The sequence below is a fragment of the Niallia sp. FSL M8-0099 genome (assembly GCF_038006945.1).
Lineage (GTDB): Bacteria > Bacillota > Bacilli > Bacillales > Cytobacillaceae > Niallia > Niallia circulans.
In genome coordinates this window covers 1,943,614-1,958,637 of record NZ_JBBOWF010000002.1, presented here as the reverse complement: position 1 = coordinate 1,958,637, position 15,024 = coordinate 1,943,614, and the positions used below count along the sequence as shown (strand labels likewise).

At 35.6% G+C, this 15,024-nt stretch carries 12 protein-coding genes; 2 read left to right on the top strand and 10 right to left on the bottom strand.

Annotated elements, in window-relative coordinates; all coding sequences use genetic code 11:
• Positions 1-4: 4 nt before the first annotated feature.
• The 4 genes from NSQ92_RS24215 to NSQ92_RS24200 form a co-directional block, all read right to left on the bottom strand.
• Positions 5-2,083 carry a BglG family transcription antiterminator gene (locus NSQ92_RS24215; protein ID WP_047944241.1) on the bottom strand — a complete coding sequence of 693 codons (2,079 nt, stop codon included), beginning with the start codon at positions 2,081-2,083 and terminating at the stop codon, positions 5-7.
• 246 nt (positions 2,084-2,329) lie between these two features.
• Positions 2,330-3,766, bottom strand: a complete 1,437-nt coding sequence (locus tag NSQ92_RS24210) for a PTS mannitol transporter subunit IICB (protein ID WP_047944242.1) — start codon at positions 3,764-3,766, stop codon at positions 2,330-2,332.
• A gap of 241 nt (positions 3,767-4,007) precedes the next feature.
• Positions 4,008-5,312 carry a hemolysin family protein gene (locus tag NSQ92_RS24205; RefSeq protein ID WP_095257979.1) on the bottom strand — a complete coding sequence of 435 codons (1,305 nt, stop codon included), beginning with the start codon at positions 5,310-5,312 and terminating at the stop codon, positions 4,008-4,010.
• 388 nt (positions 5,313-5,700) lie between these two features.
• On the bottom strand, positions 5,701-5,838 hold the full coding sequence (locus NSQ92_RS24200) for a MerR family DNA-binding transcriptional regulator (protein WP_186440704.1): 138 nt from the start codon (positions 5,836-5,838) through the stop codon (positions 5,701-5,703).
• A gap of 229 nt (positions 5,839-6,067) precedes the next feature.
• Here NSQ92_RS24200 and NSQ92_RS24195 point away from each other — a divergent pair, with 229 nt between their 5' ends.
• Entirely contained in the window at positions 6,068-7,099 is a 1,032-nt protein-coding gene (locus NSQ92_RS24195) for an AI-2E family transporter (RefSeq protein ID WP_047944244.1), read from the top strand.
• A 91-nt stretch (positions 7,100-7,190) separates the two neighbouring features.
• On the opposite strand, the gene ilvD is transcribed toward NSQ92_RS24195, so the two are convergent.
• The gene (gene ilvD / locus NSQ92_RS24190; RefSeq protein ID WP_047944245.1) at positions 7,191-8,867 is read right to left on the bottom strand and encodes a dihydroxy-acid dehydratase; all 1,677 of its coding nucleotides are present in this window, start codon (positions 8,865-8,867) and stop codon (positions 7,191-7,193) included.
• Positions 8,868-9,277: 410 nt separating this feature from the next.
• Positions 9,278-10,177: an aldo/keto reductase gene (locus NSQ92_RS24185; protein ID WP_235850483.1), complete on the bottom strand. Its 900-nt coding sequence runs from the start codon at positions 10,175-10,177 to the stop codon at positions 9,278-9,280.
• A 174-nt stretch (positions 10,178-10,351) separates the two neighbouring features.
• On the opposite strand from NSQ92_RS24185, the gene NSQ92_RS24180 reads away from it, so the two are divergent.
• Positions 10,352-10,981, top strand: coding sequence for a VanZ family protein (locus NSQ92_RS24180; protein ID WP_053215787.1), 630 nt, complete (start codon positions 10,352-10,354; stop codon positions 10,979-10,981).
• 82 nt (positions 10,982-11,063) lie between these two features.
• Here NSQ92_RS24180 and murB read toward each other — a convergent pair whose 3' ends face one another.
• The 4 genes from murB to NSQ92_RS24160 form a co-directional block, all read right to left on the bottom strand.
• Positions 11,064-11,975 carry a UDP-N-acetylmuramate dehydrogenase gene (gene murB / locus NSQ92_RS24175; RefSeq protein WP_047944247.1) on the bottom strand — a complete coding sequence of 304 codons (912 nt, stop codon included), beginning with the start codon at positions 11,973-11,975 and terminating at the stop codon, positions 11,064-11,066.
• 200 nt (positions 11,976-12,175) lie between these two features.
• Complete coding sequence (locus NSQ92_RS24170; protein ID WP_144580922.1) at positions 12,176-12,994, bottom strand: ABC transporter ATP-binding protein; 819 nt, start codon at positions 12,992-12,994, stop codon at positions 12,176-12,178.
• Positions 12,995-13,249: 255 nt separating this feature from the next.
• On the bottom strand, positions 13,250-14,041 hold the full coding sequence (locus NSQ92_RS24165; RefSeq protein ID WP_061800071.1) for a serine hydrolase: 792 nt from the start codon (positions 14,039-14,041) through the stop codon (positions 13,250-13,252).
• Positions 14,042-14,052: 11 nt separating this feature from the next.
• Positions 14,053-15,012, bottom strand: a complete 960-nt coding sequence (locus NSQ92_RS24160; protein ID WP_047944249.1) for an ABC transporter ATP-binding protein — start codon at positions 15,010-15,012, stop codon at positions 14,053-14,055.
• Positions 15,013-15,024: the final 12 nt, after the last annotated feature.

Genomic DNA, 15,024 nt, shown 5'->3' with positions numbered 1-15,024 from the left:
CCTATTAATTTCTCAAATGATGTTTTAAAAACCTGCTGCTAATAAAATTTAATAGTTCTTCTTTCTTGCCGTTACTGAATACATGAATACTTCTTTCCGATTCAATAATAGAGGCACTTAAAAAACTTAATACTTCCATTACATTTTGATTTGCATCTAACGGCGCAAGCAAAAGTAATACCCGCTTCACCATTTCATTAGCACCATTCATTGCCCTCAAACTCACCATCTCGGGCAAGTCTATGATATTGAAAGATGGTTTTTCAATTTGATTATTACTTGTGTGATAAAGAGCTAAATTGGTTTCCGGAATAGCAAGTCCCCCTATTTCAGCCCGTGCTTCTAAAGCAGCAAATACTTCTTCCACGCTTGAAATAGAACCTTGTTGTTTCAATATCCTTAATCCCTTGTTTAAGCTTGCACTTAAACTTGCTCTCTCATCCCAAATATCCAGCTCCTTTAAAATAGAGGATAATAGCTGGGCTTGCTCTGAAAAAAGGAGAAAGGTCTGGAAATCAATACATTTTTGTTTAGGAACTTCTATTCCCTTTTCTTCCCTTATTACATGACCGATATTCTTTTGAAGATAGGTTTTTACTTCTTCCAAATCCTTATCATTTAAAATCGGATTTACTAATAAATAATCTCTAGAGATATCCTCTAATGGAATAGTCGAAAGAATGGCATCATAATCATCGATGGAAATATTCTTTAACTCGAATACAGATGCTGTTTTCACTTCTGATAGGCTTGGAATTTGATTAACAATTTTTGCTGCAAGCATTTTAGATGTCCCAATTCCGGATGAACAAATGATCAATAACTTGATATTTTTTGTTATTTTTCTATCATTTAACGCAGAACCAAAATGAAGAACTAAATAGCCGATTTCTTCTTCTGGTACATCTCTGTCAACAAGTGTTTTTTCCACAGCTTGCTGAACCACTTCAAACAACTCAGCATAATCCTCTTTAATATCTTCTAATAAGGGATTGGAAATACTCATTTTCTGATCTAAACGATATAATGTAGGCTGAAGGTGAGCTAATAACCCTTGAAATAAAGAATCATCTGCCAATGTTGTATGCAGTAATTTTTCGACATTTGCAATTAATGTCCTAACTAGCATTGCTACTTCAACATTTTCATCTTCAATGCCGACTTTATTGTCATAACGTACCTTTGCTCCCCTTAAATGCATCGTAATATAACCGACTTCCTCTGTAGGAATCGAAATATCAAAAGTACGTTCTAGTCTTGATACGATTTGGCGCGCAAAATCAAATTCTTTTGTTTGCGACAGCTCCCCTAAATAATCTTCTTTAAAAGAAATATTTTCTCCTCGCTGGATTCTCTCCATAGCAAGAGCAATGTGAACGACCAATCCAACATAAGAACTATCCGCCAGCGGATAAGGTAATTGCTCGTTGATATCTTCAATAATATTTTCAATACGCAGCAATTTTTCTTTTTGTACCAATCCTAAAAGCCGTTCGGAAATTGAGTCGATTTTATTGCTAGACTTTTTTTGAATGTTTTCCTTCACCATTTTAAGAAACTCTGGGACATCAAATCGGTCGGATATAAGACTGCGAATCGCTTTTCTCTTATCTTCCTCTGTTCCAACTAATTCAATACCATAACCTCTTTTTCTCATTAATTGCAAATCATACTTTGCTATAATCGGTTCCAGCTTATCCAAATCATTGCTTACCGTGGCAGTTGTTACTCCTAGTTCTTTTGCTAAAGAAAATAGTTTAATCGGTTCTTGATGATCTAGTAAGGTACATAAGGCCACGATTATCCGTTCATCGGGTGTGTATTCTATATAATCCTGTTTTAAGATAGACACCCTTAGTTGATAAATATCATTAGGATTTCCTACAATTTTCACGCCGACTCCAGCTTTTTTATTCATTTGAAGATGAAAATCTTTTAGTATAGATTCGACATTCTTTAAATCACGATGTATCGTTCGTTCACTAACATTTACATGTTCAGCAATTCCCTTAATCGTCATTTCTTCCTCTATATTTTCTAATAGTATCTGTAAAATAATTCTTTCTCGAGCGGAAATAATCATAGCTTATCCCCTTAATCACCTGACATAATTTAATTATAAAACTGTTATACACACTTATTCAAACAGTATTAAACATATTTTTTTCAATTTCATTGTTGCCATTTCTAATTTATACTTCCCTATTTTTATCTATAAATACTGAAATTTAAGTACTTTTTCATGGAAAAAGATTAAATAGACATAAACCGCGTTAAACACAAAAAATACCAGCCAATCTACTAAGTTGGCCGGTATTTCTGCTAATTCTTATTTTAATTTTTCAATGATCTCATCATATTTAGGGCTGTTCATGAAATTCTCAACAGAAACATGGTGTGCAGTCGGTAATTTTTCTACTGCTCTATCTGTTAGATCTTTATGGGTAATAACAAGATCCGCATCACTTGGAAGGTTTGCAATAGAAGTATTTGTTACATCTACTCCTTCAATTCCTGCTTTTTTCACTTTATTACGCATAATTGATGCACCCATCGCACTAGATCCCATACCAGCATCACAAGCAAAGATTACTTTCTTCACTGATTTGTAATCAAATTCTGAAGTTTCAGCTGCATCAGGAGTTGCTGTAGTCTCAGTAATTGCACTTGCAACCGAGCTTTTCTTCCCTTTTAATGCTTCCATTTTTTCTGTTGCTGCATTAATATCTTCTTCTTTATCTTTACTTGTTTTCAAAATAATAGCTGCAATCACGAAAGAAATAATCGTTGCAACCACAACACCAGCGATAACACCTAAATGTTGTCCTTTTGGCGCCATCATCATTAACGCAATGATGCTACCAGGGGATGGAGTCGCTACTAGACCTGCATCAAATAGTGTAAAGGTGAATACTCCACCCATACCACCAGCGATTACAGCTAATAACATTACAGGTTTCATTAAAATATATGGGAAGTAAATTTCATGAATACCACCCAAGAAGTGAATAATTGCTGCCCCAGGTGCTGTCTGTCTTGATGTACCTCTTCCAAATATACAATAAGCTAATAATACCCCAAACCCAGGACCAGGGTTTGATTCTAGTAAGAATAGAATAGATTTTCCTACCTCTTTCGCTTGTTCTACCCCAATCGGACCTAAAATACCTTGGTTGATGGCATTATTTAAGAACAATACTTTAGCAGGCTCAATAAAGATACTTGCTAATGGTAAGAGGTTTGCATTAACAATTAATTCTACACCGTTCGATAAGAAGTTACTTAATGCTGCCACAATTGGACCAACATATTTAAAACCAATAATGGCAATAAGCGCTCCCAAAATACCAGCTGAGAAGTTATTTACTAACATTTCAAATCCGGCTTTAATTTTTCCTCTAAATAAATCGTCCACTTTTTTGATTAAGTAGCCACCAAGTGGACCCATAACCATCGCACCAAGGAACATCGGAATATCTGCACCGACGATTACACCCATGGTTGCAATTGCACCAACTACACCACCGCGCTCTGCGTAAACCATCTTACCGCCTGTATAACCAATTAATAATGGCAATAAATACGTAATCATTGGACTTACTAGTTTTGCTAACTCTTTGTTAGGAGCCCATCCTGTTTCAATGAATAAGGCGGTAATTAACCCCCATGCGATAAATGCTCCTATATTAGGCATAATCATGCCACTTAAATGACTACCAAAACGCTGTATTTTGACACGAAAACCATTTTTATTTTCGTCTGACATTTTGTTTAACCCCCTTAATATTTCAGTTTGATTATAAAGCGGTTACAGATTATTCTCAATTCAAAGTAAATACACTTTTGACAGACACAATGTTGACACAATTAAATTAATTTAATTGGTAAAATTCAATAAAATCAGCATTCGCTTTAATTTCCTCTTTATAAAATGCCACCAACCTTCCTATTTATACGTAACTACACATAAAAAGAGAAGGGTTTCCCCTTCTCTTAAAAGTCTTTCATCAAGCTTCCAATACACTTGTATCTTTGATTACTTCAATGAAATGTATATGGTGTTCTTCAATATTTTTAATTTTGAAGATATATCCTTCCTCTTTTAATATATCTCCCTCAACCGCTTCAAAATTATTAGTCAAAAACCAGCCGCCTATTGTATCTACTTCATCTTCTGATAAGTGAGTTCCTAAAAGATCATTTACTTCACTAATCAATACTTTGCCATTAAGAATATAATGATTATCCTTTATTTTGCGAATGTCAGAGATTTCGTCCTCATCAAATTCATCTCTAATGTCTCCAACAATTTCTTCCAGAATATCTTCAGCTGTAACAATTCCTGAAGTACCACCATACTCATCAAGCAAAATCGCCATATGTGTACGTTCCTTTTGCATTTTAATCAGCAATTCGCGGATAGGAACTGTTTCAATTACCCGGATAATTGGTTTCATATAATCCTCTAATTGAATTGCTTCTCTGCTTTGAATAGTTGCAGTAAGAAATTCGCGAATATTAATTAAGCCGATCACATTATCCTTATCCCCATTTACTAACGGGTAGCGAGTATAATTTTCTTCCTCTAAGATAGCCATTATTTCATCAAATGTATTGTCCACACTGATAGTCACCATTTCTGTTCTTGGGACCATTATTTCTTTGGCAATTCGTTCATCAAACTCAAAAATATTATTTACATATGCTAATTCGTTTTTATTGATTTCACCGCTTTTATAGCTTTCTGACATTAAAATTCTTAACTCTTCTTCCGAGTGAGCAAGTTCATGTTCTGACGCTGGCTTTAATCCAAAGATACTTGTCAAAAGTCTTGCAGAGCCATTCAACAACCAAATAAAAGGGTATAATAGACGATAAAACCAAATAATTGGTGTTGCAAAGGTTAATGTTATTAATTCTGCTTTTTGAATAGCTACTGTTTTCGGAGCTAATTCTCCAACAACGACATGCAAAAAAGTTACAAGTAAAAAAGAAATAATGAAGGCAATCAAGTGCGATAGCGCCGTTCCGATCGATAAATGAACAAATAGAGGCTCTAGAATTTCTGCGAAAGTAGATTCTCCAATCCAACCAAGACCTAAGGCTGTCACAGTTATCCCTAATTGACAAGCTGATAAATATTCATCTAAATGTGTCGTAACTTTTTTTGCTGCTAATGCTCCTTTTTTACCTTCAGCAACTAACTGATCAATTCTTGAACTCCTGACTTTTACGATCGCAAACTCTGTTGCCACGAAAAAAGCAGTAAATGCAATTAATATCACGAATAAAATCAAATTAAAAATTTCCAATAAGTAGCCCGTAAAGGGGCTTACACCTCCTGATTAATAAAAGCCGCATGCCTTTCTCACATTACAAAAGGAAAGACGCTGCTACTAGTTAAAATTCATTCCTACTTCCGAATATATAAATAAATGCAAAACAGTTAATTTAGCAAAAGAAGCAGTGCTTGTATAAAGAAATGCTTTCATGGATAATAGTATTTCTTACTTCTCTATTTTTATGTTGGACCTGTGCATCTCTAGAGGTAAGCATCTGATGCATTTTATCACTTAGACTCTTCCTATTTGCTCTCAGTTCCTCTATACCTATGGAATGCACTTGTTGATTATTTAATCGTTCCTTCTTTTCCTCCAGCGTAAGCTTACTCTTTTTGTATTCTTCAATAGCTTTATTTATTCAATTTTGTTCTTCACCATAGTAACGATAATTAGTTTGGGAACGCTCTGCTTGAAGAAGGCCAAGGTTTGTATAATAATCAATGGTTCTTTTTGCCACACCAGTAGCTTTTGCTAAATCACCAATTCTTAATTTCACAGCCCCATCGCTTCTCCTCCTAACCATAACGTTTTAGTTATACTTAATTAATTATATAAGTCTAAGGAGAAAAGTTTCAAGCAAAATACTTCCAATATATTTTGCACACGCTTTTTATCTTGCTAAATTTTCAAAAATGTCGGCTTTTTTATATGATTAAAAATCAATTTAGGTTAGAATATAGGTAGATAGATAGACAAGAAAAAATATATCAAAAAGGGGAAATGGAGTGGAAACAATTATCAATTTTCTTACAAGTAAAAGTGTAAAAAGGTTTTTCATCTTTGCTCTCATGATTCTGGGTATCTACACACTTAGGAGTATGATTAATTTAATGCTTTTTACCTTTATTCTTTCATTTTTAATGGATCGTATGGAAAAAATTATCTCTAAGCGAATTCACGTAAAACGAAACGTTATAGTTAGCATCCTCTATCTCATAACCATCGGATTACTTTCTTATAGCTTTATTAAATATTTGCCAATGTTAGTGGAAGAAATAACAGCATTAGTTAGACAACTAATGGATTTTTACTCTCGTCCCCATGATAATGCTGTCTTAAATTATATTGTTTCCATTATTCAAGAAAGACAAATAAACAGCTATTTGGAACAAGGGCTGGGCATTATCGTTAAATATTTTTCCAGTATTAGTTCCCTAAGTTTACAATTCATACTAGCTATTATCTTAAGCTTCTTCTTCCTGTTAGAGAAGCCGCGTTTGATTAAATATAAAGAAAACTTCCGCACAAGTAAAATAGCTCCTTTTTATAACGAAATGGAGTTTTTCGGCAAAAAGTTTGTGTTAACTTTCGGAAAAGTATTAGAAGCACAGGTTATTATCGCTTTGGTAAATTGCATTTTAACGACAATCGGATTATGGATACTCAGTTTTCCTCAATTACTAGGATTATCTCTTATGGTATTTGTTCTTGGTCTTATTCCAGTTGCCGGGGTTATTATTTCCCTCATTCCCTTATTAACAATTGGATATACCATTGGCGGATACCCCTATATCATTATTTTGATTATTTTTATTTGTATCATTCATGCAATCGAAGCTTATATTCTTAACCCGAAGCTCATGTCTTCGAAAACAAATTTACCTGTATTTTTCACCTTTATTGTCCTTATCTTCTCAGAGCATTTCTTTGGAGTATGGGGATTAATCATTGGTATACCTGTGTTTGTGTTTCTTTTAGATATCCTCCAAGTACAAAGTATGGATCCAAAAAGGAAAACAAACTTAGTAAAAGAATAGTTCTCGCTTCATTTCTATTCAATAAAAGCAGGCTGGATTCACACAAGAAAGTGAATCCAGCCTGCTTTTATTCTATAATGAGCAGTTCAAATTAATACTTTAATACTGCTCCTGTATTCGCAGATGTCACAAGCTTCGAATAACGTGCCAAGTAGCCGCTTTTTACTTTCGACTCAAAACCTTTCCATTCTGCTTTTCTCTGTTCCCATTCTTCCTCTGGAACAACAACATCCATTGTACGATTTTCAATATCAATTACAATATGATCGCCATCTTTTACAAATGCCAATGGTCCTCCTTCGGCTGCCTCAGGAGAAGCATGACCAATCGAAATACCTCGAGAAGCCCCGGAAAAACGCCCATCTGTTACCAGTGCTACTTTTGGACCAAGACCCATTCCAACAATTTGGGAAGTAGGTGCCAGCATTTCCGGCATACCAGGTCCTCCTTTTGGTCCCTCATAGCGAATGATGACAACATGTCCTTCCTTCACTTTTCCTTTTACTAATCCTTCCAGCACTTCATCTTGTGAATTAAACACAATAGCTGGTCCCTCATGTCGTTGAATGCCATTTTGGACTCCACCTGTTTTAATAATAGCACCTTGAGGAGCTAAATTCCCAAATAGGACTGCCAATCCACCTGTTTGAGTATGAGGATCATCAATTGGTCGAATGACTTGATAATCTTTCACTTTACATCCAGCGATATTTTCTCCAAGTGTTTTTCCTGTAACAGTTAACGTATCTAAATGGAGAGCTCCTTCCTTTTTCGATAATTCGTATAGCGCTGCTGACACACCGCCTGCTTCGTGCAGATCTTCAATATGTACATCAGACGAAGGCGCAAGCTTCGATAAATGAGGTACTCTAGATGCTACTTCATTGATTCTTTCAAGAGGATACTCTACACCTGCTTCATGAGCCAATGCTAATGTATGAAGCACTGTATTAGTGGATCCACCTAATGCCATGTCTAAAGCAAACGCATTATCGATTGCCTTTTCTGTAACAATATCTCTCGGTTTGATATCTTCTTTTATTAGATTCATCAACTGTTTCGCAGATTTCTTTACAAATTCCTTTCTCTCTGGTGCCACAGCAAGAATTGTCCCATTTCCAGGTAAAGCAAGACCTAAAGCTTCTGCCAAACAATTCATGGAATTTGCTGTGAACATGCCGGAACAAGAACCGCATGTCGGACAGCCAAATTGTTCTAATTCTCTTAGTCCACTTTCATCGATTTTACCTGACTGGTAAGCCCCTACACCTTCAAATACAGATGATAAGGAGATCTTTCTGCCATCACTAGTAACTCCAGCTTTCATCGGCCCCCCACTTACAAAAATAGTAGGAATATTTAAGCGTAAAGAAGCCATCATCATTCCAGGTGTGATTTTATCACAGTTAGGAATACAAACCATCCCGTCAAACCAGTGTGCTGCAACTACTGTTTCAATAGAATCTGCAATAATTTCACGGCTTGGTAATGAATAGCGCATTCCAATATGTCCCATTGCGATCCCATCATCTACCCCAATTGTGTTCATTTCAAAGGGAACGCCGCCCGCTTCTCTTATTGCATCTTTTACAATTTTCCCAAATTCCTGTAAGTGGACATGACCTGGAACAATATCAATATATGAATTGACCACTGCAATAAACGGTTTATCAAAATCCTCCTCTTTAACACCAGCTGCACGCAGTAAGCTTCTATGCGGAGCTCGGTCGAATCCTTTCTTAATCATATTACTTCTCAATTGTGTCACTTTTACCCCTCCAATTATCCGACTAAATCGAAAAATCTGTATATTTAAACTTTTACCTATTGTAACACTATGATAACAAAATTGGTATAATTTATTCTTGTGATTATTCAGATAAGTTTATTTTGTTTACTTTTTCTAGAAAAAGGTAAAAACATCGTTATATCAATAACCACCTAACGATAAATGTTAGAAAACCTAACAAACAGTCCCGTCTATTTTTTATATTTCCTTCCATTTTCTTGATGCCGTTCCAAAATAAAGATATATTAAAATAACTTTCTTTCTTTTCTCAATTATTGGCTGTTGTAAAAAACCTAAAAAAAACGATGAAGATTTATATCCCTTCATCGCTTTTTTATTGATATCATTATTCTCTCTCAAGTTTATTCGCACATTAGATGCATTACCTCTTATGCAAATATCTCACTAATTTTCTTTACTTCTTCTTCCGTTAATGACACGTCTAATGTTCGAAGATTATTCTTAAGCTGTTCAGTTGATTTCGCCCCTGGAATGATTACATCAACCGCAGGCTGCTCTAACAGCCATGCTAGTGCAAAATGTGTTGCATCAAAGCCTTTAGCTTCAGCCATTTGCTTTAATTGATCCACCTTTTCTACATTACGAATAAATGCTTCTCCCTGGAAAAGTGGATTATTTTCTTTTCCGCCGCTGATGATCGAATCCTTCGAGTACTTCCCGGTTAATAATCCAGAAGCTAATGGAAAATACGGAATAAAGCTAATATTGTTTTCTACACAATATGGTAAATATATTTCCTCTGCTTGTCTTTTAAATAAAGAATACTCTGCTTGGAATACCTCTAGATAACCATCTTGGTTAAATTCCTCTATTTGTTCGGCATCTAAATTCGAAGCTCCAACTGCAAGAATCTTTCCTTCATCCTTTAATTCTTTTAATGTTCCTGCTACCTCAGCCATAGGAGTAACTCCATCTGGAAAGTGAACATAAAATAAATCAATATAATCTGTTTGCAGACGCTTTAAACTATCTTCTACCGCTTTACGTAAAAATTCTTTACTATTATCAAGTTCAATTTTGCCATCTACTAATTTATGAGCAGCCTTGCTTGCAAGAACAATATCTTGGCGGTTGCCTCTTTCCTTCAGCACCTCTCCGATTAATTCCTCTGATCTCCCTAATCCGTATACATAAGCGGTATCAAGAAAATCAATCCCAGCATCCAATGCACTTCTTACTACATTTTTTCCTGTTTCATCACTTAAATTCGGAAATAAATTATGACCACCGACAGAGTTTGCACCATATCCTAGCTTCGTAACATGCATAGCCGTTTGACCGATTTGAACTTTACTACTCAAAAGATTCATCTCCTTCATTAGTATATAGACAACTATTCTCTTTCTCCCCTAGTATGCTTTTTTCTTAAATAAGAGTAAAGCAATTCGCTTTGTATTCTATTTTCAAACAAGCTTCATATACTTTTAGGAGAACAAACATTAATGAAAGGACTTCGATTATCTGTGCATGTATTAAAAAGTGGAATCTTTGTCATCATTTTTCTCTTTCTATTTATTACATTATGGTCGATGAGTGGAGTTCAATTACGATTAAATTTTCCTTTTATTCTTATTCTGGCCGTGCCGTTATGGGTCTATTTCCGACTTCAACGAAAGAACGAAAGAAATTCAGTCATTTTTTCTAAAGAAATTCTGCTCAATCTATTTTTCTTTTATTTACTGACTGTTGCTTATGTGACTTTAGCTCCTTTTCACTTCACTCCACCAACCATAACGGAAGGAAAAATGAATATTACACCCTATGTTCAAATTTTGTATCAATATAAATATAAGCCGCCTTTCTTTTGGATGTTATATACTTTAGGCAACATCGTCTTGTTTATTCCCTTTGGTTTTATACTGCCTATGTTATATAAAAAACACTTTCAAGCATTGATCACAATAGGACTTGCTATCCTCTGCTCCCTTTCCATTGAACTAATCCAATTTTTCTTTACTACAGATCGAGCTGCCGATATAGATGATTTCATTCTAAATGTCTTTGGTGCGATAATAGGATATCTTCTCTATCTATTAATGCGGTTATTTTTGCGGAAAATAGATAGAAAATAATCACCAAAAAGGGGTATCTGAAAAAGATGAATTCTCCTTCAAATACCCCTTTTGTCCTGTTAAAGAAAACAGAACAAACCTATTATTCCTCACCAATAATTCTAACTTCTGTCTCAAGGTCGACGTTAAAGTTTTCTTTTACTGTTTTTTGGACATGTTTTATTAAGGATAGATAGTCATTGGCTGTAGCATCTTCTACGTTCACAATGAACCCTGCGTGTTTCGTAGAAACTTGTGCACCACCTATTTTCGTTCCTTGAAGACCACTGTCTTGAATCAGTTTCCCTGCAAAATGGTTAGGCGGTCTTTTAAAGACACTCCCACATGAAGGATATTCTAACGGTTGTTTAGATTCACGCAAGAAAGTAAGTTCATCCATTTTCGCCTTAATTTCTGCATACTCACCTGTTTGCAGAGAGAAAGTTCCTTCTAATGCCACCCAGCCATTTTTCTCTATACTACTAGTACGGTAGCCAAGTTCTAATTCCTCTTTTGTTACTGTTTGAATTTCACCTGTTTTCGTTAATACTTTTGCTGATTCCAAAACATCAGCAACCTCTCCACCATAGGCCCCCGCATTCATATATAACGCTCCGCCGACAGAACCTGGAATTCCACAAGCAAATTCCAATCCAGTTAAAGAATGCTCTAATGCAAATCTAGAGGTCTCAATAATCGCCGCACCACTTTGGGCAACCACTTTATTGCCTGCAAGAGAAATTTCCTCAAGCTTAGTTAAATTAAATACAACCCCACGAATTCCACCATCTCTAATCAACACATTAGAACCATTTCCTAATATCGTAATCGGCACATTTTGTGTAAGGGCTAATTTATACGCTGACTGTAATTGTTCATATGTTTGCGGAAAAAGTAAAAAATCAGCCTTCCCACCAATTTTAGTATACGTATATTTATTTAACGCCTCATCCATTTTTACACTTTCTTCAGGCAATATTTCAAGAAATTTTTTTAGCAGTATATTTTTATCCATTAATCTCAACCTTCTATACATATTTCTGACTACACTATTCTAATAGTATACCAAAATTATAAATAGGTACGACGATAATAAGCAAATTTATGTGAAATGTTACTCAATCCCATTATATGAGAACCCCCTTCTCTTCATGCTAAAAAAAGAATAAGACAAGTTTTCATATATAAAAAAAAGCTAAGTAATCTTTTTATCCATTACTTAGCGAATGCTACTAATTCTCTTTCCTTTTGGTGTAATAAGTCGTAAGAAAGACAAGCAGGCTTATTCGTTCTAGGGTCCTGTACAACAACAGCATCTATTTGGAAAACTTCTTTTAGAACCTCTTCTGTCATTACCTCTTCCGCTGTTCCCTCTTTCATCAATTTACCATTTCTCATCGCGACCATATGATCGGAAAATCTTGCTGCATGGTTCAGATCATGAATAACCATCACAATAGTTCGATTTTCTTCTTCATTCAGTTTCTTTAACAATTTCAGTACTTCCAGTTGATGAGCCATATCTAAATACGTTGTCGGTTCATCTAATAACAGAAGATTTGTTTCCTGCGCAATCGCCATCGCAATCCACGCTCTTTGACGCTGACCACCTGATAATGTATCAACTTCTTGATCCTTCAGCTCTGTTAAACCAGTTACTTCTAATGCCCAATTTATCACTTCTTTATCTTTCTCTCCTAATCGCCCAAATCCTCTTTGATGAGGGGAACGACCATAGGAAACTAAATCATAAATCGTTAATCCATTAGGTGCGTCTGGTGATTGAGGAAGCACTGCCATTCTTTGGGCAATTTTTTTAGTAGGGATTTTGTGTATCATTTCTCCGTCTAGATATACAAACCCTGCCTTTGCTTTATGAATCCGCGCAAGAGTCTTTAATATCGTGGACTTACCACAACCATTAGGCCCAATAATGGTTGTAATTTCCCCTTCCTTCACGCGTAGATTCAAGTCATCGACAATAATTTTATCTTCATATCCAATTTTGAGTTGATCTGTAGCCAGTATGTCCATTCTTCTTCCCCTCCTTCCTGTTCTTTCTATATGTTTTATAATAAATTCGGAGTCATTTTCTGTTGCTATTTTCCGCCGTTATTTCCTTCTTTATTCGAAGATAAAAGAGATATCTATTTCTTTACAAACTATAAATGATAATGATTTTCATTATTTATTATAGTTTGAACGAGGATTTCATTCAAGACTGTTTCACATATTTACACGAATTTTTCTTGCACCTTTCTGATTTGACTCACGCAAAAAAAGTCTGCCTTATCCGTTCAGACTTTTTTTATCATATAAACACTCAAAAATACTGGCTCCAATTAATTGGATTAGTTCTTTCCCTTTCTGATTGGCTGTAAGCTGATCTGTTAAAATCGCAATAAAGATAATTTCATCCTCGTGCTCTATGATGGCACAATCGTGTTCCACCTTATCCAATTCTCCAGTTTTATTAGCAATTCTAATACCACTATTCTCTCCGCGATAATACGGCAGTTTATCAAGAAGTTGCTGATGATATAAGATTGTCTTCCCACTCTGATTTCTATCGTTATAAATCGCCTTTAGACATCGGAGAATATCATGAGGAGAAGTATAGTTTTCAATTTTTCTTTTTCGCGCTTCTCGGTCCATCATTTTTCGCTGCAGAACGGTTGATGACATCCCAAGCTGTTGACATCTTCTATTCACATTGTCCATGCCAAGTCGCTCAATCAAATAATTGGTTGCCATATTATCCGAAACAATCATCATTAAAGTAAGTAAATCACGAATCGATAAACGACTTTGCGGAGACATGTATTGAACAATACCCGCTCCCCCTGTTCTTAGGAGGCTTCTAACCTCCACTAAATCTTCTAACGCCAGTGTTCCACCTGAGCTTTGCATAAAGCTTTCGACCATAACTGGTAATTTAATGAGACTAGCACTGGGGAAGACGTCGTTTTCATTTAGAAAAAAACCTTGCCCTCTCCATTCCATAGCTATCCCAAAATGACCTTCTCCCTCATATTCCTGTACAATTTTATTTATAAGCTTGCTTAATTTCTCCATATTCATCCTGTTATATCCTAATAAAGGTGACAGGCTACAAAATGGCCATTTTCTCGCTCTTGCCAATCTGGCTTTTTATTGGCACAAATATCCATCGCATGGGGACAGCGGGTTCGAAAAACACAACCACTTGGCGGGTCAACTGGACTTGGTAATTCCCCTTTTAAGATAATTCGTTCTCTTTTGTCTTCTATATCTGGATCTGGAATAGGAATAGCAGAAAGAAGTGCCTGTGTATATGGATGTAGGGGATTGGAATACAATGCCTTACTGTCTGTTAACTCTACTAAATTCCCTAAGTACATGACACCAATTCGATCACTAATCTGCTTTACCATCGATAAATCATGGGCTATAAATAGATAGGTTAATTGTTTTTCTCTTTGCAGCCTTTTTAATAGATTTACTACTTGTGCTTGCACAGAAACATCTAGTGCGGAGATCGGCTCATCTGCAATAATAAATTCCGGCTCTAGGGCTAATGCTCTCGCAATGCCAATTCTTTGTCTTTGTCCCCCGCTAAATTCATGGGGAAAACGATTGGCATGTTCTCTATTCAGCCCTACACTTTCCAATAACTCATCTATACGAGTATTTTTTTCTTCCTTTGTTCGATAGACTCCATGAATTTCTAAAGGCTCTGCCAAAATTTCCCGGACCGTGGAACGAGGATTTAACGAAGCATAGGGATCCTGAAAAATCATTTGCATTTTTCGTCGAAATGAAAAATTATCCTTTTCAGACATACTTCCCATATTGATATCATTGTATAAAACTTGCCCATTCGATGCTTTATATAATCCCATAATCGTTCTGCCTAATGTCGATTTTCCACAGCCTGATTCACCGACAATACCAAATGTTTCTCCTTTCTTGATAGAAAAGGATACATTAGATACTGCTTGTAATGTCGTATTCTTCTCTAATTCAAAATGCTTCGATACATTTTCTACTTTCAATAGAACCTGCTGTGTCATCCCACTCTCTCC

Bases quoted from the DNA above. Each gene is read 5' to 3' on its own strand.
- NSQ92_RS24215 (WP_047944241.1), bottom strand. From the start codon at position 2,083: ATGATTATTTCCGCTCGAGAAAGAATTATTTTACAGATACTATTAGAA.
- NSQ92_RS24210 (WP_047944242.1), bottom strand. From the start codon at position 3,766: ATGTCAGACGAAAATAAAAATGGTTTTCGTGTCAAAATACAGCGTTTT.
- NSQ92_RS24185 (WP_235850483.1), bottom strand. From the start codon at position 10,177: ATGCATGTTACGAAGCTAGGATATGGTGCAAACTCTGTCGGTGGTCAT.
- NSQ92_RS24180 (WP_053215787.1), top strand. From the start codon at position 10,352: ATGAAAGGACTTCGATTATCTGTGCATGTATTAAAAAGTGGAATCTTT.
- murB (WP_047944247.1), bottom strand. From the start codon at position 11,975: ATGGATAAAAATATACTGCTAAAAAAATTTCTTGAAATATTGCCTGAA.
- NSQ92_RS24170 (WP_144580922.1), bottom strand. From the start codon at position 12,994: ATGGACATACTGGCTACAGATCAACTCAAAATTGGATATGAAGATAAA.
- NSQ92_RS24165 (WP_061800071.1), bottom strand. From the start codon at position 14,041: ATGAATATGGAGAAATTAAGCAAGCTTATAAATAAAATTGTACAGGAA.
- NSQ92_RS24160 (WP_047944249.1), bottom strand. From the start codon at position 15,012: ATGACACAGCAGGTTCTATTGAAAGTAGAAAATGTATCGAAGCATTTT.